Source organism: Chthoniobacter flavus Ellin428, assembly GCF_000173075.1.
Taxonomy (GTDB): domain Bacteria; phylum Verrucomicrobiota; class Verrucomicrobiia; order Chthoniobacterales; family Chthoniobacteraceae; genus Chthoniobacter; species Chthoniobacter flavus.
On record NZ_ABVL01000002.1, the window covers coordinates 171276 to 191774 of the forward strand.

A 20499-nucleotide genomic window follows, 5' to 3' on the forward strand; every position below is an offset into this window, starting at 1 on the left:
GTCGAGGCTAATATTCCGACGAGATTTCCAGCGTATCGGCCCTCCGCCCAGAAGGCCGGAGCACCTCAACCTGAAACGTGTAAGATTCCAGAGACGCCAGTTTTGCCTCGCCGGGTAGCTTCAGCCAGAGTTTTGAATACTTCGATCCGACTTCGGCGCCACCTTTCCAATCGGTGGCCAAATTGATCTTTTGGTCGTATAGTTTCCGACCGTCAGGTCCGACCAAAGAAACGCGGAGTAAAGTGCTCCGCCACGGTTGGTCGTGGCTCGATTGAGTTAGATCCAGTTCGGCCTTTGGAATCCGCATTCGCAGACTCTTCGGAAAGAAGATCGTGGCGTCGCCTTTACACTTGGTAACATGGAATGAGAACGCCTTTCGCTCGCCCAAAGGGATTTTCGGGAATTCCAGATAATCCTCCATCATGAACAAAATCGACGCGGGGTGAACCCGGCGAGCATCCCCGCACCGAACAGAAGTCGTGCAGGCCGAAGCAACCAGGCCGATGGACACCACCGCCGCTGCTTTGGCGTACCTTAGATTGACGAACGGCATGAAATGAAAACGCGATGGCGAGCAAAACGACTATGGCTTCACGACGCCCGCGGAGATTTGGAAATGGTTCCGCCCCGAAATTGCGTGCCGGAAAACGAACTGCGATCATCGTCGAAATTGATCGTGGCGTTCAGGGTACCGGTCTTGAAGTGCATCGTGAAGGTGACCTGGTTCGGGCCAGTTACTTTCCAGTCCGTAGGCAACTTCCAGTAGTCGAGATGCAGTCTCCCGCCGCCTTGGAACTCCAAAATGTGCTGCTTGCTGCCTTCCCAGAACCATTTCGTGCCGGGCAGAAATTCCGCCAGCGGCGTGAATTTTTCGACCGGGGCGCGTGGCGATCTGGCAATGATTCCGCCTCGAAACTGGGTGCCGGAGAACGAACTGCGATCCTCGGTAAAGGTGGCGGTCGCGTTCAAATCTCCGGTGGGAAGGTGCATCGTGAAAATCACCTCGTTGTGCCCGCTCACTTTCCAGTCCGTGGGGTATTTCCAATAATCCAGATCCACCTTTCCATCCTTTTCAAACTCCAGGATGTGGCTCTTGCTACCCTCCCAATACCATCTCGTCCCAGCTAAAAACTCTCCCAGCGGTTCCGCCTCGTTCCCCGGGAAGCCGGAAGGTGGTCTGTCTTCTGCACGAGCAATCGTGCTCACTGCTATCAACACTAATACGAGTACCGACAATACCGACCAATGCGTTTTCATGAGCTTGGGGGAGACCCACGAAGACTAGCAATTTCGGGACGCGGAGCAATAGCGATGTCCCGCCAACGGCGACGTAACCACTCAGACGTCGAGCGCGTCACGGAGGGGAGGGAGCATCGAGATATTTTGAATATAACCGTGAATATAATCAGGGAACGACATCGAAGAGGGCGCCGGTTAGCGCAGGAACCCGCTTTTCGCGAGGTTCCACGCGTAAATAATGACGGCCACGGAGACGCCCCAGCCGACGACCACCCCAGGGAGTGCAATGGCGCCCACCGTTTGCATGTAGTGTCTGGCGACAATCTGATAAATGAGGAAGGCGAGACCAGCGAGAAGGCCGAAAGCGAAAAGATAGACGGCCGCGCGTCGCCGGAAAAACAGGGTCGTTGCAGCGACTAATTTGATCACCAGAATGAGAAACGTGCAGACGTAGTCCGATCCGGTTAGTGAGTTGAAGTAAGGTCGCTGCCCCGGAAGCAAAGGAATGAGACCGGAATACACGAGCCACAGCGAGACGACTGCAAAAATGGAACTGAACAGGTAATAGCCCGAGATGACCCAGACGAAAACGGGTCGGGCCGGTGGGGGCAGGGGAGGAGGCAGTGTCATGGCCTGAATCTGAAAAGCGACAACGCGACCGAATCTTTGAAAGTTTGATCCCTGCCGTTCCGTTTAATGCCGATGCGCCCTCCGATTCCGACATTCCGCTGAAACTGCGCCTGCATCCATGAAATCCGTTTCCGCCTACATTCTCCAGATGAGTGCCATCGGCTCTCTCTTAATTGCGCTCTCGTGCGCTGTTTGCCATGCGGTGGACCTCGATCCCGAATTAGCCAAATACACGACGGAATTCGATCCGGAGTTGGCCAATCACCCGGCATTAGCGCCGGAAGAGTGCGCAAAGCAATCGCCCGGGCAAATGTATCAACGACTGGTGGAGGCGAACGAGCGGCTTGGAGATCCGTTCCGGGTCAACGGAATTTCCTCGTTGGCCGGAGAAGATCAATTCTATCTCGCTTACCCACATGAGCTTCGGATCAAGACGGATCACGATTACCCACAGATCAAAGCGTTCCGCAAACCGTTGCTTAAATCCTTTCAATTCTGCATGCAGTATGTCGCCGAACTCTATCACTACACCTCGGTCAGACACGAGCACGCCCGAGTCCCTGGGCGCGTGGAATGGATCCTGTTTCAAGGCGGGCGCACCGATTTCCAATCCGTGGAAGAATCGGAATGGCAGCCATTCACGAACTACGAGCCGGCGCTGATCGAGCGAATCGGGGTAGCGATGGGGCGCGCCATGTTGAATCCAGAGGATCCAGATTACCCGTTTGATACCAAGACGCGCCCTTTCCTGACGAAGTGTCTGGCCAGCCTGGCGGAGGCAGAGTGCCAAATGACCGGTATCAGCTTGGTGGAGTTTTCCACCTTCGCCAAGCCCGGTTACACGTTGAACCGGAACTCCATCACGTCGCCGTCTTTCACGACGTATTCCTTGCCTTCGATGCGGAGCTTGCCGGCCTCGCGCGCCTTGGCGTGAGAGCCGAGGGAGATGAGGTCGTCGAAATGGACCGTCTCCGCCGCGATGAAGCCGCGCTCGAAATCGGTGTGGATAACGCCGGCCGCCGCGGGCGCCTTGTCGCCGGCGCGGATGGTCCACGCGCGCGTCTCCTGCTCACCGGTGGTGAGATAAGTGCGCAGGCCAAGCAGATGATACACCGCACGGATCAGCGCATCGACACCGCTGCTCGCCACACCGATACCGGCGAGATATTCCGCCGCTTCCTCCGCGGCGAGCGTCGCCAGTTCGCTCTCGATCTGCGCGCTGATGACCACCGCCTCGGTCCCGAAATGCGACCGCGCATAATCCTGGACCGCCTGTACGTAACGTGCCGTCGGCGTCAGCTCCACATTTTCACTCGGCTTCACGCCTTCGTTGTCCTTCGCCGCTTCGACGATCGCCACGACATTCGCCAGATCGGCCTCGGCCACGTTGCAGGCAAAGATCGTCGGCTTGCCCGAGAGCAGGAAAAATTCGCGCATGATCTTCGCTTCCTCATCGCTCAAGGGCAGGGTCGTCGCTGGCTTGCCGGCATCGAGATGCGGGATCAGTTTTTCGCACACCGCGATTTCCGCCTTTGCCGCCTTGTCACCGCTGCGCGCCGCCTTGGTCTGCCGGTCAGCGCGCTTCTGCACCGCCGCCAGGTCGGCGAGGATGAGCTCGGTATTGATGACCTCGATATCGCGCACCGGGTCCACGCTGCCCGCCACGTGATGAATGTCCGCGTCCTCAAAGCAGCGCACCACCTGTACGATGGCGTTCACTTCGCGGATGTGGCTGAGGAATTGGTTGCCCAGCCCTTCACCGGCGCTCGCGCCTTTCACTAGGCCTGCGATGTCCACGAACTCGATGGCCGCCGGCACGATCTTCTTCGAGTGCGAGAGATTGCTCAGCGCCTGCAGACGCGGGTCCGGCACGGTCACCACGCCCACGTTCGGGTCGATGGTGCAGAAGGGATAATTGGCCGCCTGCGCCTTCTGCGTCTTGGTGACGGCGTTGAAGAGCGTGGATTTGCCAACATTGGGAAGACCGACGATGCCTGCGGATAACATAAAAAGAGCGGTGAAAAAGTAGGGGTGTCGTAAGTACAGCGCACCCGGCCCGCCCGCACGAAAATTCGGGTGCCCGATGTGGAATAAATGCAGAAACGGGCAGGGGGAGGCCACGCGAGTCCCCGGCGTTTTTTACAGTCGAGTCCGCGATCCGGCGAAAGAAGACAATCAGGCCTGGAGACAATGGGACCACTCGCTCGAAGCGCCATCCCCGCTGGCCAATTGTCTCCCTGTCTCAGTGTCTTTCGCGGTCGGAGTCCCCGCGTTTTACAACCCTGTCGCCGCGCTCCCGTCAGGCCGTGGCCGCAGTGTGCGGCTTCAACCCACGGTCTTCGAGCCAGTAGACCTGCATCATGATGCCGACCCAATAGAGCGGCATCAGCAGCAGGCCCCAACCCGCGCTCGCGGCGCCGGCCAGAAAGCAGAAGGCAAACGCGAACAGGCTGCCGATGAAATAGAGCACCCCAGTCGTTTTATGGCCTTTATAGAAATGACCCAGGCCCGGCACGATGCTCAGGCAGACGGCGATCCGATCACGGATGCTGCCCGACTGATGGTGGTCCGGATGATTCGGCGACACCCAATCACATTTCGTGCAGGCGTCCGGATGTTCGGGATTCAGCGGCGCATCGCAGAGTGGGCAGTGAGCGACCGCAGTGTGTTGTGGAGGATTGGCTTCGATCGTTGGCATGTTAATTTCGGGTGAATTACTACTTAGCCCTACCTTTAGCCCTGTGGGAAAATTAGCCACAAACAGGCTATTTACACAATAGAAAAAGTTTCACTTATGCCACAACTTGCCGCCATCGTTGCTCATCTCGACCGCCATTTGCGCCACGCGGAGGTCAAGGATTTCTCCGGCGCCTGGAACGGTCTGCAGATCGAAAACTCGGGCGACATCCGGAAAATCGGTGCGGCCGTCGACGCGAGCAGCGCCACGATCCAGGCCGCTGTGGACAAGGGGATCCAACTGCTGCTCGTTCACCACGGCCTTTTCTGGTCCGGCGTGCAACCGGTCGTCGGCCCGACCCGGCGCCGGATCAAAGCCGCCCTCGATGGCGACCTCGCCGTCTACAGCTCGCACCTGCCGCTCGATCTGCACCCAACCCTCGGCAACAACGCGCTCCTGTGCCGCGCCCTCGGCTTCAAAAAGCTCGAGCCGTTTTTCCATGAAAAAGGCCAGTTCCTCGGATTCAAAACCAGGCTCGCCCTGACTCGCGAAGAACTCTCACGTCGCCTCGAAAAAGCGCTCGGCAAAAAGCCGCACCTCAGCCCCGGCGGCCCCGCGAAAACCGCGCGCATTGGCGTGGTCACCGGCGGCGCCGGCGCCGAAGTCGGCCTGGCGGCCGCGGAAGGCGTTGATACCTTCATTACCGGCGAAGGCCCGCAACATTCATACATCGCGGCCGAAGAACTCGGCGTGAATCTTTTCTACGGGGGCCATTACGCCACCGAAACATTCGGCGTCAAAGCCCTGGCCGCCTATGTCTCCAAACGCTTCCGCATCCCTTGGGAATTCATCGATCATCCGACCGGTCTGTAAGAATGGGAATGGCCGCAAAGAGGCACAAGAGACGCAAAAGAGCAGCGATCGACCGGTTAAAAATTCCATAAAATGAGCAGGGGACCAAAGGCTGGAATGCCCCACCCACCGCAAACCGAGCGCGCCCCAATCCCAATCGCCGCCTCGCAAAAGCTGCGGGCTCTTATCTGCCATTTGCCATTGGCGATCCGCAATCGGTCATAGAAATTCCGCGTTCCGCATTCCAAATTCCGCATTCTCCCTTGCTCCCACGAACCTTCTTCCAGCGCGATCCCATCACATGCGCCCGCGAACTCGTCGGCTGCGAACTCGTCTGGGACTCCTGCGCCGGTCTCATTGTCGAAACCGAGGCCTACACCGCCACCGGCGATGAAGCCGCGCACACCTTCGTGCGCCCATCCGCCCGCGCTTTCGTCGCCAAACACGAAGCCGGCACCGCCTACGTCTATTTCAATTACGGGATGTATTGGCTCTTCAACGTCCTGATCAAAGGCGGTCGCGAAGACGGCTTTGTCCTCATCCGTGCCTTGCAGCCGACCCGCGGCATTCCCGCCATGCGCCGCCGACGTTTTCCCGTAAAAAAGGCCGCTCCAAACGCCCGACCCAAGCCGCCCGAAGCCCTGTGCTCAGGTCCTGGCAAACTGACCATTGCGTTGGGCATCGGCGGCGAGCATCACGGCACCGATCTGTGCACGCGGCCGTCCAACGCGTTTCATGGACCGGCCGACCCGGCCATCCGGCGGCTGAGCGATCTGCGCATCGGCATCACCAAATCCGCGGATTATCCATGGCGTTTTCTGGCGGCGGAAAATCCGTTCGTCAGCGTCAAAGCATCGTCCAGCGCGGTCGCTTGCTGACGGGTTTACGGACCCCGCGGGTTTGCGTTTGCGAATCCCTTTGATCGATTTTCGCCGCCACGCATCCAGGCGCTTTAAGCCAACTCGGCAGGGCGGTTCCAACTTCAATCGGCGCCTCCGATCCGCATTCCATCGGTCGCGATTTCCAACCTGAAAACCCCTCCAAAACCGCCGTTTCTAAAAACCGCCCGGTGAATAACTCGGTCGGTTTCAACGGGTTCCGATAGGGCAGGAAACTTTCCCACAAGTTATTCACAGCTCCGCAAATTGTTCACCGCCATGCCCATATCAATAACATTATACAATATATGTCATATAAAATCGCTATAGGAGCCGCATGTCAGACAAGCTTTCACAGACAGTCCTCTGCCATCTGGCGGATTCGGATATCCAAGCGATCGACGAATATGCGGAAGAATTGACGCGTGCCAGTGGCGGCGCGGTCCTCGGCCTGAGCAAAGCGGCTCGGGTGCGTGCGTTGTTTCGTTTGGGTGTCGAGTGCTGGGTGCGGCGCGCTAACCAAACCAAAACACAAACAACGTAAAACATATGGCAGGTATCAATGCCTCGTGCCGAACATCGACGACAAATCCGGCAACAAAAACGGCAACCGGTGGCGCATCGTCACGCTGATGCTGATCGAAAAAGCAAAGGAGCGGCCCAAATGCAAAACCCCGCTCTACATGCGACTCGGTGAGGACGAAGACCCTGCCCAGCCGCCCGCGAGGAAGAGGCCCCAACCTGAAAAGAAGGGCTAGGGCAAATGCTTGGGCGGTCGCCGGCTGACGACGACGCCTTTCGATTTCGTTGAGAAGTCATTGAGATCATTGAAATCGAGAGCGTTCAATGGAAGGTCGAGCCGGGCAGGCCGTGAAGATATAAGTTATAATGCGTATGATTCGGCTCCCTCCGTGACCCCGCGGCACTCTGAAGGAATTATAAATTGCCCAAGGGACGAGGCTTTTCGAGGCGGCGGGCACGCTACTTTCTTCACCTATGTGAAACATGACCGCGACCGATAGCTATCCCGACCTGGTCGACTCGCAGGAGGGCGTTGCCTCTCACGAGGGGCAGCGTGTTTTTGAACGGTACGTGCTGGAAGAGATGGTCGGGCGTGGAAGCATGGGGATTGTGTGGAAGGCGCACGACCAGACGCTGGATCGAATCGTGGCCCTGGAGTTTTTACCCGACCGCATCTATCGGGATGCCGTGGCGCGGGACGACTTGAAACGGGAGACGCGGCGGTGTCTCGAACTCACGCATCCGAACATCTTGCGCATTCACGATTTCCTCGAGGATGGGGACAGGGCGGCGATCGCCCTGGAATATTTGGATGGGCTGAATCTTTCGGAGTTGCTGATGGAACGCCCGAGCCGGTGTTTCCAACCGGAAGAGTTGAGTGTGTGGGTGACCGATTTGTGCGCGGCGATCGACTATGCCCACGAGGCGGGGCGTTGCATGCACCGCGAACTCCGGCCGACCAGTCTCGTGGTAAATTCCCACGGAGCGGTGAAAATTACCGGCTTTGGCTTCGCTCTCAGCACCGGGTCGAGTTCTGGCGGCACCATTGGTTACATGAGCCCGCAGCGGGTCGTGGGAGAGCTACCCTCGCCGAGCGACGACATCTATTCGGTGGGGGCCACGCTTTACGAGTTGCTCACCGGCAAGCCGCCCTTTGAGGGCAGCGACTTGAGCGCGCAGATCCAGGACGTGATCCCGGAGAGTATGGCCGAACGCCGCCGGAGTTTTGGCCTGCCCGAGTCGGCCATTCCTCCTGCTTGGGAGGAGACGATCGCCGCGTGCCTGGCCAAAGACCCGGATCAACGGCCAGCCTCCGGCCGTGAAATCGCGCGCCGTCTGGGACTCGCGATGCAGCCGCTCGAGGAGTCCGCGAACGCTTCCGTGAAAATGGCGGCGCTGGATCTTTGGAGCCGCGCGAAGCCCGCCCTCGTGGCGACGGTATCGCGCGTGCATCAGCAACTTTGCTCCTGGATGGGGCCGATCCAGCAACACCGCTGGCAGATCATGACCGGCGTGGCGACTCTCTGCGCGATTCTGCCCTGGTTCATGAGATCGCTCCCTCAGCCGCCGCCCGCTCCGCGCGTGGCTCCTGCGGTGGCCTCGGCGCCGGTTTCGCCTGCTGCGGCAGTTGCGCCAGTTGCTCCAGCCGCGCCGGCGGTTACGCCTCCCGCATCTCCCATATCGGAATCACCAGCGATTCCCAGTGGACCGCCGCTTACGGCGGATCAGCGGGTGCTGGCGGAGCCGATGGCCGCGCCCGAGGCCGCTGTGCCGGTGCGGATCGAGACCATTCCTGCGAGCATCCCCTTTCAAGTCCTGCCTGACAAGGTGGAGGGTTCCAATGCCGAGTTCCAGGGCTCCGGTGTGTCGCCGGCAACGCTCAATCTGCCCCAGGGCGCGTATCGTATCGTCTATTCACCGCCGGGCAAGGCACTGCGTGTGACCAGCGTCCAGGTGCCGGCCGCGGGCACCGCTCTCTTCCAGCAGGAGTTCCCGCATGGCGTGGTGAAAGTACACTGTCAACCCGGGCGCGCCGAGGTGATTTGCGATGGTCGATCCGTCGGCGCTGCCCCAGTCGATTTGTTGCTGTCGCCGGGCCGCCACGAAATCGGCGCACGCTGGGATGGCCGTGCAGCACGGACGAAAACGATCCAGTTGGCGGATGCCAGTGAGCAGTCGCTCGCTTTTGAATTTCACGCCAGGTCGTCGTCGACGCGGTCTCATCACGCGAGGAAAAAGGAGAACAATTCCGTCTTCGCGAAGATCGGACGGACATTCAAGAACCTCTTCGAAAACTGATCGGCCGGGCCGGCCGCATTCGTCGCTACCGGCGGTCGTCAGGCATTTTCTGGCCGGGGCGAGTCGAAGTAGTGGATCTGGCCAGCGCGGCCGTGAGTTGGCGAAGCGCTTGGAAATACGACGTTCGGCTCGAAACTTCGTTTTCATCCCCGGAATTCTGCTAGCAAGGACTAATGGCTGACTCCAGTTCTCCACCGCCTCTGCCTCCTCCGGCGCCAACGATCCTGCCGCCACCGCCACCTTCCGTCGCGACACTACCCAAGCAGACCTCCGGATTGGCTATAGCCAGCATGGTCATGGGCATCGCCGGTTTGCTCTTTCAATTACTCGCCATTCCCGCGGTCGTCTGCGGTCACCTGGCGCTTTCCGCCATCAAGCGCTCCCAAGCGCGGCTCACAGGGTCGGGATTTGCGGTCGCGGGGTTGGTGCTTGGTTACCTCGAGGTCGTCCTGGTCGTGGCGGCGGTTGTCTTCTTCGTCTCCCATTTCGACACGAAGCCCAGGCCGGCAAACACGGTGGATACATCCACGTCCAACTTCGACCTCTCACGCGTCGCATTGCCGAACTTTCCCGAATTGCCGGATTCGGTGTTTCAGACGCTGTCAAAGTCCGGGGTGCGCGTGGCCCAAGTCGACTTCCGGACGGCCAACCCCGGGACCGATGTGCTGCCGGGAAGCAGGATGAAAATCCGCATCTATCTGCCGCCAGGCGAGCACGCGCCGCACTCTCTGACTTGTGTACTCGTAGCACCGGCGGGGACGAACATGCTCGTGGGTAATAATCTCGACGATTTGGACGGCGACGCTTACCACGCCGAGGCGTTGCCCTACGCGCAGGCAGGAATGGTGGCGATCTGGGTACTCTCTCGACGGCGCTCACGGCGAAGAGCCCAAAGGGATAACCAAAGGTTGGTCTCTCGCCTATGAGAGCTTCCGCGCCGCTGGCGCGGGAACGGTCAATGGGCGCAATGCGCTGGAATTTGCGCTGCGGCGACTACCGGCGGTCGATCCCGCACGGATTTTTTCCGCGGGGCACAGTTCGGCAGGCACAGCGTCCCTCTTGCTCGGCGCCTACGAACCACGGTTGCGAGGTAGCATCGCCTACGCTCCAGGGACGGATTTGGAAAAGTTCCACGAGAAGATTCTCGCAACTTCGATGAGCGACATGCTTTTTCCTGGACTCCGCGACTTTGAGCGCAAGGCGTCGCCGAAGAATCAAGTGGCCCGCATGCACCAGCCTCTCTTTCTCTTCCAGGCTAAAGACGACTCGAAAGTTCCCCTGGCAACTACGGAGCGATTTGTCGAATTGCTCCGGGAGACGAATCCGAGGGTGACCTTTCAGACGGTCGAAACCGGCGATCATTACGATGCGATGATCGAACAGGGAATTCCGGCGGGAATTCGTTGGATCAAAGAGACGATGGATTCGAATTGAAGGTCGGGACGGTTACCGAGAAATGTAACCCGGCAAACTGCTCATTACACCGCCGGGGCTGGTTATCTCTAACCCGGTCTGCTTCCGTGACTCTTGGCGTATCCAGTCAGAATGCTCTTGGGCGGGAAGGAAGATTCCGTCATCATTCACGCTGTGAGTTCCCCCGATCGGTTCCCCTCTCCGGCTGGCTTGCCACATCGTCTTCGCGCTTCCGGTGGTACAAGGGAGAAGCCGCTCCCTTGTGAAGAGATACGGATTATTCGACGCGTGTAGCGACAACCCTCTGCCCCCGGTTGTTTTTTCCTTCAAACCTTTTCCCTTCCGCTGCAAGCACGAAAGTGTCGACCGCGGCGTTCGCTACCCAATCTATCTCATACTTCCGTTCGACCGCGGCGCTAGGCACCGTTTTCCATTTTCCCGCTCCCCACGGCGAAGCAACGCTGCCATCCGCGTGAACCTCCACGCGGTGTTTATTGTTCCATCGCCAATTCCCGATCAAGGGATCGGCGTCCCCTGCGTATCCGCAAACGGCGATGAAAAGAACAAGCACAGAAATCGCGTTTTTCGCGTTCTTGAATTCCAGCCCTCACTCGATACCGTGGCCGCGCTGCCGCAAGTGAAGGACCCTTGCGGTCATCTCCCGTGCCTCCACATCCCGTCGCAAACGCCACCTATGAACAAACACCTTGCTCTAATTCCGCTTCTCCTTCTGCCCTTCGCCCCATGCTCCGCTGACACTCCAGGCGAGCCAACCGAATACATCACCCAAGTCGCTCAACAGGGCACCGTTCAACCTGACGGAAGCGTCGTGATCGATGCCAACAAGACAATCAGCACCCCAAAAACATTCAAACCACCTGTTGAGATCATGATCGAAGCAAAGACAGATTTGAACAGTCTCCGGCTCGGCTACGCGGCCGACCAGATCATTTTCAATTGGGAAAACAACAAAAGTGAGTTTCGGATCGACGGCGGCCCCGCAGGCGGGAAACACAAGCCGGGGATGGGTGCGATTCCCCCGAAAAAATTTGTCAAAATCCGGTGGGTCGTCACTCCGAGACGGCAGTCAATCTACGTGGACGGTCAACTTCGCTTTTCCGATGACAGCGACTACTCCGATATCAACAACCCGGTGAAGGTGATGTCGGTGAACGCGAAAATCACGGTAAAATCGATCAAAGTAAGAGAATTGCCATCCGCCGCACACTAGGTGTGTGTCGACTTTAGATAACATATAAAATAGCGAGGTAATGGGTCAGACGGACTTGCCCACTACCAATCGCCTGGTATTGGTGCCGTTTCGGTATGGAGATTCTAAACTCCCTGCTGAGCGGAGGTCGCGATGATCGCTGAATTTCACTCTCTCCTTGGCGCAATTGGGTAGCCTTCAATCGTATATTTCGGCGTTGCCTTTGGCGTCTCTGGTTTTCGAAGTTCCTCAAGGCTGCGTTTCTTCGCCTGCACACGCTGGAACACGGGCAGTCCCACGACGGCGAGACTGAGGAAGATCACGCAGACGACAATCAGTTCCAGCGGATTTTGCGTCATCGCGAAAGAGCTCAGCAGGAGCGACACGGCGACAATCAGAGCCATGCCACCAAGCGACCAGAGTGGATCAACGCGCGATATAGAGGCTATATCGATGCTCATGAGTTTGCCCTATTCAGGAGCGTTGGCGCTGTCGCCGACGTGCCGCAAACGGTCTGCGGTTTCGGAATTTGCTTCCAACTTTCTGGTGCCAATGAATGGCGAACGGCCATGATCATTTAGTTGAGGTAATTCCTAAACAGCCCATGCTCCCACAACGAATTCCCGTCCCCCCGGATTGACACCAACTTCCCATGAAAATTCAATTCTGCGTCGTCGTTCTCGCCATTGCGTTGATTTTCGGAATAAGGACATCGGCGGCGGACGCGCCGAAAGTCCTATTCGAGGATAAATTCTCCGACCATCTCGATGCCGGCTGGCGATGGATCCGCGAGCGGTCCGACGCCTGGCGCTTCGTGAACGGAGCCCTCGTCATCGACACCCTTCCCGGCTCGTACTGGGAGAAACAGAATAACTCGCAGAACACCCTCGTCCGTCCGGCTCCGGTGTCGCTGAAAGACGGATTCATCGTCGAAGTCCTCCTCGAGAATGCGCCCAAGGGACAATATGAACACGCTGGCCTTATTTGTTATTTCGATGGCCTGAACACGATCTGTTACAACAAGGAATTCGTCGACGGCAAACCGTACGTCTGCATGGCTGCCGAACAGGATGGCAAGCCCGTCTACAACGGCCCTTATAAGGAATCCCCGGAGGGCGAAGTCTGGCTGAGGTTGATTATCCGCGGAAGCAAGGTTACCGGCCAGTTCCGGTCCTCCGAAAGCGTCCCGTGGCAAACCGTCGGCGAACGCACTCTCCCGACGTCCACCAAGGAACTCCTCGTCGGTATTCACTCCGGCTACGGGTTGGAAAAGCCTCAACGCCAGGCCCGATTCCGAAACTTCCGCATCCTGTCGGCGAGTGAGTGAGCCGGGCGGGCGGAACGGCATCGACGGTGATGCGTCTCCCCTAACCCACCCCTGCCCGGCGCGGAAAGAACCGCCGCCAGCTCAAGGCAAAGCCCGTGTAGACGAGCACCAAACCCACGAGGCACGCCATGAACGCCAGCCATTGCCCCCACAGGCCGACAATCTCGCCGGTGTGACCCAGGCGGGCGATGGCGCGGGCACGGTTGCCGCCGATATCATTCTCCCACGCACTGGTCTTGACGATGGTGTTGGCGGCTACGTCGACAGTTACGGTGTGCACCAGGGCCCGCTGGCCGAACGAGCCGGTGCCTACCATAATATTGATGTGACCGCCCCGCAGTGAGTTGCTGGTCATCATCCAGCGCCAACCAGGATACTGTTGCTGCACCAAGGCCATCACGCCATTCCAACCGGACGATGCGCCGTTCGCGGCCGGAGCCGGAGCCGGCGGTTTGACTTCGGCAAGTAGATGCTTTCCGCCAAAGTCGCGCCACCACAAGTCCACCGGCTTGAATGAAAGGACGAGGCCGGACGCGGCAATGATCAAAAGCGGGAGAAGAAACCAGAAGCCGAGGGCATTGTGCCAGTTCCAGTCACGGGCTTTGCCACCAGCGTCGAAACGGATGGCAAGGGAACTGCGCAGCGCCTTCCATCGCCACTGGCGGGGCCACCAGATCCATAGGCCGGAGAGGGTCAGAAAAACGAAAGCGGCATTCGCCGCATCGACCACCCATTTGCCGGTGCGCGACATCGTGAGATTGACGTGTACTTCCGTGCTGCCGCGAAAAAACGCGCGCAGTGATACGGCGCCGCGCCCCAGCGCCTCACCGGTCCAGCTATTGAAAAGCGCCACTGACCGATCCTCGAAATAAACGCGCACCGGCATCTTCGGGTCCGCGAACCACTCCAGGTTGGTCACCCTGCTTGCGCTCAGCTTCGCGGCGCCGGCCACGAGCGTGGCGGGAGACACACGTTCCGCGCCGCTCGATGGCGGCAAGGCACGGGCATCGCGTTCGGCCCAATTCAGGATTTGTCTGTCGAAGGTGATGAGAGCACCGGTGAGGCAGAGGGTAAACACCACGAACCCGGTCACGAGACCGGCCGCGAGGTGAGTCCAGAAAACGAGTTTGCGAATCATGGGGGCGGGGAGCGGGCGACGATCCTGACCGGCTCGGCGTCTTTTCACAAGTCCGCGAATGCCGCACGACCGACGCCATCTCTTCAACCCTGGCATTCTCTTCAGCCCGGATGAAGCACGCGGTCCGGGGGCCACAAACAACGCAGGCATTGCGTAAACAACCCGTTTCTTAGTACAGGAAACGGATGACCGCCAAAGCCGACGGAATCGTATGACCATCTTCGGAAACATCTGCGTCGGGCTGCTGGGCCTGGGCGCTTTCGTAATGTTGCGCTTTGTGTCCAACTCCGTCTCCCAGTACGACTACATCGCGGCCATCCTCTTTTCGCTCTTCTTGCTGATCCCACTCTTTGCCGTCTTCGCCACCATCACCGCGAACGGCAAGATGGATTTCCTCGGCTGGCCACGACTGCTGCAATACGGCGGCGTGGCGATCGCCTCCCTCAGTCTCACCGTGCTGATGGGTGTTTCGGCTGCCGTGCACGGATCAGGAGGCCGGGAGTTTCCCTGGTCGATTCGCCCCTTCTGCCCTTGGGCCGCTTATATGGTGCCGCTCGGCATGGCGCTCATCGCATTCTTCTGGCTGAACTCGAGCCGGTTCGCCTTGCCTGAATACTTGCTGCGCACCGCTTTTGGCGTCGTGACCGCCATCGCTCTCCTCTCCAATATCACGCTGGGCGTGGAAATCCGGCGTAATCTCCAGCAGCGGGCCGAGGAACAAGCCCGCGAGGATCTGTTGGTTGTCCAGCAGGCCGACGCGGAAAAGGACTTCAGCCGCCTGCTCCACTACACCAACCGGTTCGAACGCCCAGCGACGCGGCAATTGGCGCTCCAAAAGGTTCTTGCCACTGGCCCCCGATTCAATGCTCTCATGACCGAATGCCTGAGGAACCCCGTCTTCCAGGAGGGCCTAACTTACTTTCGCGACAATGACCCTCCTGGCGACGCCGCTCCCCTCGCCGAGCCCGCTCGGGATGCCCTCTTTCTATCAGCCAAACGCCTTCGCGAGGAGTTCGCCACCGGCAGAACCATGGCGGCCGGTGACATCGAATCCGGCGTCGACACCGTCCTCACCGTCGCCGACAAATTCTCGAAATACGGCGTCGACCTGCTCCCCGCCGTGCGCGACTACCGGGCCGCTCTTGACGCTCCGAAGTATGGGAAGGTGCCGCTGGCGGGCACGAAGAGAATGGATGCCTGGCTCTCGGCCAAAGGCAAGTAATCAGCGGACGGGCGGAACTGAAAGAGACCAGGCGCCCCCCATTTTAAGTGGGCGCCACGCAGGCTGACCGGCCTTCCATTCGCTAAACAATTATGAATTTCAAAATCCGAACATGCTGGCCGTTGGTGACCTCCCTGTTCATCTATTGGGCGGCGGTGGCTATCCTGGTGTTTCTCGCGACCGGAATGAATGGCGGCCATTTTGTTTATCCGCTGGATGATACTTATATCCACATGTCCATCGCCAAAAGCACGGCGACCTCGGGCATTTGGGGGGTGACTCCTTACGCATTCACCTCTTCCACGTCGTCGCCCTTCTGGACGTTTTTATTGGCGGTGACTTACCTCGTATTCGGAATCCATGACAGCGCGGCGCTCATTCTCGCCCTGATCTGCGGCTCTCTCCTGATCGGTGCGATCTATGTTACCCTGGCAAGGTACCTCAAAAGTCCGGGGAGAATCTTCCTCTCCCTTTTGATCCTGATCTTTGTCACTCCGCTGCCGTCTTTGACTTTTACCGGCATGGAGCACGTTCTTCATATTCTGCTCTTCACTGTCTTTCTCTTTCTGGCAATCCCCCTGCTGTTGGCCAGGAACAAGCCAACTTTCAAAGAGGCCCAGTCGACACTCATCGTGGCGCCGTTCCTGGTGGTCACGCGTTACGAGAGTCTGTTCCTGGCGTTCGTGATTTGCGCCATTCTCTTTTTCCAGCGGAAAATCCTCCTGTCCGTGATCCTCGGCGCGGTATCACTGTTTCCCGCGGTCATCTACGGCGCGTGGTCGGCGGCGAACGGTTGGTACTGGCTGCCCAATTCCGTCCTGCTCAAAGGACATCGACCGCACCTAAGCCTGAGTGTCAGCAGCATCCTGAACCAATTCGGAGGCGGTGCCTTGGATGTCATTGAGGCGAACCCGCACATCTTGTTGCTGGTGATTTTTTCTTTGCTGGTGATCTTACGCTATCCTCCGCGGGAGAACCGCGGACAAAACGACATCCGGTGGGCGCACATCGTCTTTCTCGGGTGCGTGTTACTTCACATGCAATTCGCCGGAATGGGATGGTTTTTCCGCTACGATGCCTATCTTGTTTTCATGGGACTGGCGCTGGTGGCGATCTCCGTAAACGAGCTTCTGCCGGAAAGTTGGATTGGTATCTTGAAAGAAAAAGGGTTGCTCGCGGCGGGTGTGTTGACTCTCTTTGTCGTGGTGGTGGGTATCCCCTTTTACAACCGGGCGTCCGTGGCGCTCGAAATCACGCCGTGGGCGTCGAAGAATATCTACGAGCAGCAGTATCAAATGGCGAGTTTTCTTCGACGCTATTACCCCGACGGCCGGGTTGCGGCCAATGACATCGGCGCGATTACTTACTTTACTAATATCCGGTTGGTGGACTTGGTGGGCTTGGGAACCATGGAGACCGCTAAGTGGCGGCTGAATCAGTCGCTAACGACGCAACGTGTCGACCTCCTCACGCAGCGGCGTGGTGTTTCCCTGGCGCTGGTCTACGATAGCTGGTTCACGGCGCCTAACGGACGGAGCTCTCTGCCTCCCTCGTGGGTCAAGGTGGCCGAATGGAAAATCACGCATAACGTGGTGTGTGGAGGAGACACCGTGTCGATTTTCGCGACCTCGGCACAGGGTGTGGAAGCGTTGAAAGGTAATCTGCGGAAATTCGCGTCAGAAATGCCGTCGGACGTCCAGCAAGCCGGCCCCTATCTCCAGGCGCCAAATCAATAGCTATGGAGATTATAGACGCGCACTTTCGCTTTGCCGCGCGAATGGCGTCTTGTGAATCGCATCTCCAACATGCCCGTGGAAAAGCTGAGAGAACGCGCTCGTATCCTGATGGAGGAATCCGAACGGATCATTGCGCGCGCCAGCCAGATCGAGGCCGAAACGCGTGCGCTAGTGAATCCCGACACGGTGCGCATCCGCCCCGATGCCTCCGCCGCAGAATCGCACCTAATCCCAGTGCGCTGACGTTACCCCGACGATACCTCCGATTGAGGTTGATTCGTCGGCGTGCCGTGGATCAACGCATAGGCACCTTCCGTAAACCGACGTAGATCCCCTGCTCTTTGGCAGATGGATCGTCACGGGAGGCGATACCGCGCTGGCGAAAAGAGAGCGACACCATCGGCCATCCGGTCAGTTTATCCTTGCGTATTAAGATCACGATCCTAAAAACGCGCCCATGAGTGTGTCGTCATGTTTGCGTGGGCTGTTCACGGCCTTGGGTGGAAGCGACGGACCGGTAAATTGAAACAATCAACCCCCATGAAAATTCTCGCCCTCTGTTCCTTTCTCTTCCTTAGTTCGCTCTCTGGTGCATGGTCGCAGACATCGTCTTTGCCAAACCGGACGACGGCGCCGGCAGCGGCCTTAACTTCGAAAGATATTCATGTTTATCCATTCGCCGAGGAGCACAAAGACATGCTCTTCAAGGCAACAGATCGGAGCATTCCCAACGAGCTGATTGTGACCACCACGGATCACATTCACATGTACGGCAAAAAGAAGAGCCATGTCGTCCAGGTGCTGGGTGTTCCGACGGGGCATGTCGGCAAGCTGGTCATGCTTCCGCCCGGCGATCGCAGCGGCACTTTGACGATCAAGAAAAGCTTTGGAACGACGTTGTTCTTCAATTGCTTCGAGCTGACCGGAGGCAAACTCGACTCGCAGGAAATGAAATTGAGCGAGGGCGTCGCCTATAATTGGTCGGTTAAAAACGACGGCACCAATACCACGTTCCGCATGACCTCTCCGGAAAACAAAGAGCTCGCCCATCATACCATCGAGAGTGCCAATGTGCAGGGCATCGGGTTCGCTGGAACGGTACGCAACGAGGGTAACGAAATCGATCTTACGATCACCTTCGACCACTAATATTTCGTCACCGCGAAAAGTGACGGTTCGGTGATTATTGCTCGCTTATTGGGGTGCGACGACCCCGCCTACGCCGAAGGCGTTGAATCATTCAGCCCAGTTTTCTCGAGTTGACACTGCGTTTTCGGAGGTGCAACATTCTCTCATGCCCGAACTAACGTCACCGCTGGCGTTCGAACTTTGCGAGCATGGCAGATGCGCGGATGTGAGCGTCAATGAAGAAGCCAAAGGCACCGACAAATTCAAGGTAGGCTCCTGCAAACAGGACCAGGATAAATGCGGCGGCAAAGGCTGCTACTGCCAGCTCTTTCGCCGAAAGAAAGGAAGCAAGGATGGCGTCACTTGGGATGTCGTCCGACTGAACGAAGAGCACAAGGATACCGATTACGACGGCGACAAATACGAATACCAGTGCTTCTGCGTCACCCCCATTTTGGAGACCGCCGCCACCATCGATGGCTTCTCTTACACGGTGCGGTTCATCCCCTGCGATAAGTCCGGCTTGTGCGCCCTGAACAAAGACGTAGTACCGGGACTCACCGGCCAGACCGTGCTGCTCAAGTGCGAGGGCAAATGCGATGGTGACTGCAAATGCACGCTGTTCCGTCTGAAGGTCAAAAAGACGGCAAAGGAAAAGGCCGACAAAGTGAAGTGGAGCGAAAAGGACGCGAAATGGGAATACGTTGCGCCGACCGGCAAGGAAATCGCACTCGGTGACGACGTTTATTACTACCGCTGCTTCTGCGTGAAGCCAGGTTGACAGCCTGCAGGCGTATTACTTCTGCGCCACCCTGTTTCCGGTGCTCTTCCAAACCGCGTTCCCAAGGTCCAGGTCCTGTTTCGAATTGTAGTATTCGATGTGCAATTGGTCGGTCGCCGGAAGATAGACGATCTTCTCCATCGCGGTCCCCTTCACAATCATCCGATAGGAACCATCGTCCGCAGGTTGCATGTGGCTATCTTTCTCTTTCCGCGTACCGCCGAGGATTCTCACCGTGTGCCCGGGAGAGATCTCGTAAACGCGATTGAATCCGGGACCGGATACCTGCCAATTGCCGACGACTTTTGCATCGTCCTCGGGCGCCGGTTTCGCCGCAAATGCGGGAAGCGTGAACAGTACGAAAGCAACCAAAGTTTGGAAAACCCGGACAAACGGAGAGAGCGCTCGGACCGGGACGGCATCAGCAAGTGGAGGGACCATGGTGCGGACTATGTGCAACAAAATGAGGCGCTGCACGAGAACAAAAACTTTCATTTTTTCTCACATTTGCCGGCGCAGCCGCGGTGTTTGGCATTTGGTTAAATTAGCGGGCCGCTCATGCGAATTCGTTAGTCATGTTGTTTGGATAGTTGGCATTCGCGCTTGCAAATTAACCGTGCAGAAAGAGACTCACCGACCGAGATGCGACTAGTTTTCAAGAGTGTCGGCGGCAGGGACCCTTCGTGGCGGAATCGCGTCTTTCGCTTTGGCATAAGGATGCTAGCTGACACGCGCTGGTTTCAAAATCCTCCCCAAAATCATCATGAACTTACGTCTCCTCACATTCTGTGCCCTGACTCTCACTGCAGCTTCCGTCTCCACCGTGGCCGCAGCAGATGAAGTCGCTCCCGCGACCGGGTTTGCGGGCTTTTCGAAAGGAGGGAGCGAGAGGAACTTACTCGCCAATGCAAATTTCGAAAAGGGAACAGCCGGCTGGGAACTCCTGAACTGGGGTAGAAGCTCGAAGATGGAACTGGATCCGAACGAGCGCCACGAAGGCAAAGCAGCGCTGCGAGTCGACAATCTGGATGGCTGTCATTCGTTTGTGCGGCAGTTGCTCACTGTAAAGCCTCATACCCGCTACCGGCTCTCCGGTTACATCAAGACGAGGGACGTCGAACCAGCCAAAAAGGGACAGAGATCGGGAGCCATCCTCATGGTCGGCCGGATGAGTGTCTACACGCCCTTGCTCACGGGGACGACCCCGTGGACGAAGGTGACGGTGGATTTTACCACGAAGGATGACGCCCAGATTCACGTCGGCCCGAGCGTGGGAACCGACGCGACCTTTGCCAGGGGCTCGGCTTGGTACTCCGAATTGCGCCTCACGGAGCTCAGTGGCGACGAACGGAAATGAAATCGCCGGCATCTCAGATGGGTGCCATTTCGTTAGTCGCTGCGAGCCTCCAGCGGATTACCATATCGTAGCGGAAAGTCTGATATTTAAG

General features: G+C 58.1%; 24 protein-coding genes. 16 read left to right on the plus strand and 8 right to left on the minus strand.

Features of this window, described 5'->3' with window-relative positions:
* Window positions 1-7: 7 nt before the first annotated feature.
* From CFE428DRAFT_RS03565 to CFE428DRAFT_RS03575, 3 genes are all read right to left on the minus strand, one after another.
* Complete coding sequence (locus tag CFE428DRAFT_RS03565) at window positions 8-553, minus strand: hypothetical protein (protein ID WP_006978070.1); 546 nt, start codon at window positions 551-553, stop codon at window positions 8-10.
* Window positions 554-591: 38 nt separating this feature from the next.
* Window positions 592-1206, minus strand: coding sequence for a hypothetical protein (locus CFE428DRAFT_RS03570; protein ID WP_131989066.1), 615 nt, complete (start codon window positions 1204-1206; stop codon window positions 592-594).
* 228 nt (window positions 1207-1434) lie between these two features.
* Entirely contained in the window at window positions 1435-1869 is a 435-nt protein-coding gene (locus CFE428DRAFT_RS03575; protein WP_006978072.1) for a hypothetical protein, read from the minus strand.
* Between the two features lie 118 nt (window positions 1870-1987).
* Between CFE428DRAFT_RS03575 and CFE428DRAFT_RS03580 the strand changes: the two genes are divergently transcribed.
* Window positions 1988-2803, plus strand: a complete 816-nt coding sequence (locus CFE428DRAFT_RS03580; protein WP_006978073.1) for a hypothetical protein — start codon at window positions 1988-1990, stop codon at window positions 2801-2803.
* On the opposite strand, the gene ychF is transcribed toward CFE428DRAFT_RS03580, so the two are convergent.
* Together ychF and CFE428DRAFT_RS03590 are read right to left on the minus strand one after the other, a co-directional pair.
* The gene (ychF, locus tag CFE428DRAFT_RS03585) at window positions 2707-3876 is read right to left on the minus strand and encodes a redox-regulated ATPase YchF (RefSeq protein ID WP_006978074.1); all 1170 of its coding nucleotides are present in this window, start codon (window positions 3874-3876) and stop codon (window positions 2707-2709) included. The two genes, CFE428DRAFT_RS03580 and ychF, sit on opposite strands and share 97 nt — an antisense overlap.
* Window positions 3877-4168: 292 nt before the next feature.
* Window positions 4169-4567: a hypothetical protein gene (locus tag CFE428DRAFT_RS03590; RefSeq protein WP_006978075.1), complete on the minus strand. Its 399-nt coding sequence runs from the start codon at window positions 4565-4567 to the stop codon at window positions 4169-4171.
* Between the two features lie 96 nt (window positions 4568-4663).
* On the opposite strand from CFE428DRAFT_RS03590, the gene CFE428DRAFT_RS03595 reads away from it, so the two are divergent.
* From CFE428DRAFT_RS03595 to CFE428DRAFT_RS36930, 8 genes are all read left to right on the plus strand, one after another.
* Window positions 4664-5419, plus strand: a complete 756-nt coding sequence (locus tag CFE428DRAFT_RS03595) for a Nif3-like dinuclear metal center hexameric protein (RefSeq protein ID WP_006978076.1) — start codon at window positions 4664-4666, stop codon at window positions 5417-5419.
* A gap of 242 nt (window positions 5420-5661) precedes the next feature.
* Entirely contained in the window at window positions 5662-6276 is a 615-nt protein-coding gene (locus CFE428DRAFT_RS03600; protein ID WP_006978077.1) for a DNA-3-methyladenine glycosylase, read from the plus strand.
* Between the two features lie 337 nt (window positions 6277-6613).
* On the plus strand, window positions 6614-6820 hold the full coding sequence (locus CFE428DRAFT_RS03605; RefSeq protein ID WP_006978078.1) for a hypothetical protein: 207 nt from the start codon (window positions 6614-6616) through the stop codon (window positions 6818-6820).
* Between the two features lie 25 nt (window positions 6821-6845).
* The gene (locus CFE428DRAFT_RS03610; RefSeq protein ID WP_006978079.1) at window positions 6846-7034 is read left to right on the plus strand and encodes a hypothetical protein; all 189 of its coding nucleotides are present in this window, start codon (window positions 6846-6848) and stop codon (window positions 7032-7034) included.
* Between the two features lie 247 nt (window positions 7035-7281).
* A complete protein-coding gene (locus tag CFE428DRAFT_RS03615) occupies window positions 7282-9096 on the plus strand; it encodes a serine/threonine-protein kinase (RefSeq protein WP_006978080.1) in 1815 nt (604 codons plus the stop codon).
* A 173-nt stretch (window positions 9097-9269) separates the two neighbouring features.
* A complete protein-coding gene (locus tag CFE428DRAFT_RS32895) occupies window positions 9270-10022 on the plus strand; it encodes a DUF4190 domain-containing protein (protein ID WP_083804950.1) in 753 nt (250 codons plus the stop codon).
* Between the two features lie 58 nt (window positions 10023-10080).
* Window positions 10081-10530, plus strand: coding sequence for an alpha/beta hydrolase family protein (locus CFE428DRAFT_RS38380; protein ID WP_272941095.1), 450 nt, complete (start codon window positions 10081-10083; stop codon window positions 10528-10530).
* A gap of 451 nt (window positions 10531-10981) precedes the next feature.
* Window positions 10982-11740: a hypothetical protein gene (locus tag CFE428DRAFT_RS36930; RefSeq protein ID WP_131989068.1), complete on the plus strand. Its 759-nt coding sequence runs from the start codon at window positions 10982-10984 to the stop codon at window positions 11738-11740.
* Between the two features lie 146 nt (window positions 11741-11886).
* Here the strand turns inward: CFE428DRAFT_RS36930 and CFE428DRAFT_RS03640 are convergent, their stop codons facing one another.
* Complete coding sequence (locus CFE428DRAFT_RS03640; protein WP_131989069.1) at window positions 11887-12180, minus strand: hypothetical protein; 294 nt, start codon at window positions 12178-12180, stop codon at window positions 11887-11889.
* A gap of 191 nt (window positions 12181-12371) precedes the next feature.
* Between CFE428DRAFT_RS03640 and CFE428DRAFT_RS03645 the strand changes: the two genes are divergently transcribed.
* A complete protein-coding gene (locus CFE428DRAFT_RS03645; RefSeq protein ID WP_006978085.1) occupies window positions 12372-13046 on the plus strand; it encodes a beta-xylosidase family glycoside hydrolase in 675 nt (224 codons plus the stop codon).
* 40 nt (window positions 13047-13086) lie between these two features.
* Here the strand turns inward: CFE428DRAFT_RS03645 and CFE428DRAFT_RS03650 are convergent, their stop codons facing one another.
* Entirely contained in the window at window positions 13087-14184 is a 1098-nt protein-coding gene (locus CFE428DRAFT_RS03650; protein ID WP_006978086.1) for a PepSY-associated TM helix domain-containing protein, read from the minus strand.
* 211 nt (window positions 14185-14395) lie between these two features.
* Here CFE428DRAFT_RS03650 and CFE428DRAFT_RS03655 point away from each other — a divergent pair, with 211 nt between their 5' ends.
* From CFE428DRAFT_RS03655 to CFE428DRAFT_RS03675, 5 genes are all read left to right on the plus strand, one after another.
* Window positions 14396-15406, plus strand: coding sequence for a hypothetical protein (locus tag CFE428DRAFT_RS03655; protein ID WP_006978087.1), 1011 nt, complete (start codon window positions 14396-14398; stop codon window positions 15404-15406).
* A gap of 92 nt (window positions 15407-15498) precedes the next feature.
* On the plus strand, window positions 15499-17142 hold the full coding sequence (locus tag CFE428DRAFT_RS03660) for a hypothetical protein (protein ID WP_006978088.1): 1644 nt from the start codon (window positions 15499-15501) through the stop codon (window positions 17140-17142).
* Between the two features lie 51 nt (window positions 17143-17193).
* On the plus strand, window positions 17194-17385 hold the full coding sequence (locus tag CFE428DRAFT_RS03665) for a hypothetical protein (protein ID WP_131989070.1): 192 nt from the start codon (window positions 17194-17196) through the stop codon (window positions 17383-17385).
* Between the two features lie 297 nt (window positions 17386-17682).
* Window positions 17683-18291 (plus strand): hypothetical protein, encoded by a 609-nt coding sequence (locus CFE428DRAFT_RS03670; RefSeq protein ID WP_131989071.1) that lies wholly within the window; start codon window positions 17683-17685, stop codon window positions 18289-18291.
* A 145-nt stretch (window positions 18292-18436) separates the two neighbouring features.
* Entirely contained in the window at window positions 18437-19051 is a 615-nt protein-coding gene (locus CFE428DRAFT_RS03675) for a hypothetical protein (protein ID WP_006978091.1), read from the plus strand.
* A 15-nt stretch (window positions 19052-19066) separates the two neighbouring features.
* Here CFE428DRAFT_RS03675 and CFE428DRAFT_RS03680 read toward each other — a convergent pair whose 3' ends face one another.
* Window positions 19067-19423 carry a hypothetical protein gene (locus CFE428DRAFT_RS03680; protein WP_042724355.1) on the minus strand — a complete coding sequence of 119 codons (357 nt, stop codon included), beginning with the start codon at window positions 19421-19423 and terminating at the stop codon, window positions 19067-19069.
* A 391-nt stretch (window positions 19424-19814) separates the two neighbouring features.
* On the opposite strand from CFE428DRAFT_RS03680, the gene CFE428DRAFT_RS03685 reads away from it, so the two are divergent.
* Window positions 19815-20408, plus strand: coding sequence for a carbohydrate binding domain-containing protein (locus tag CFE428DRAFT_RS03685; RefSeq protein ID WP_006978093.1), 594 nt, complete (start codon window positions 19815-19817; stop codon window positions 20406-20408).
* Window positions 20409-20499: the final 91 nt, after the last annotated feature.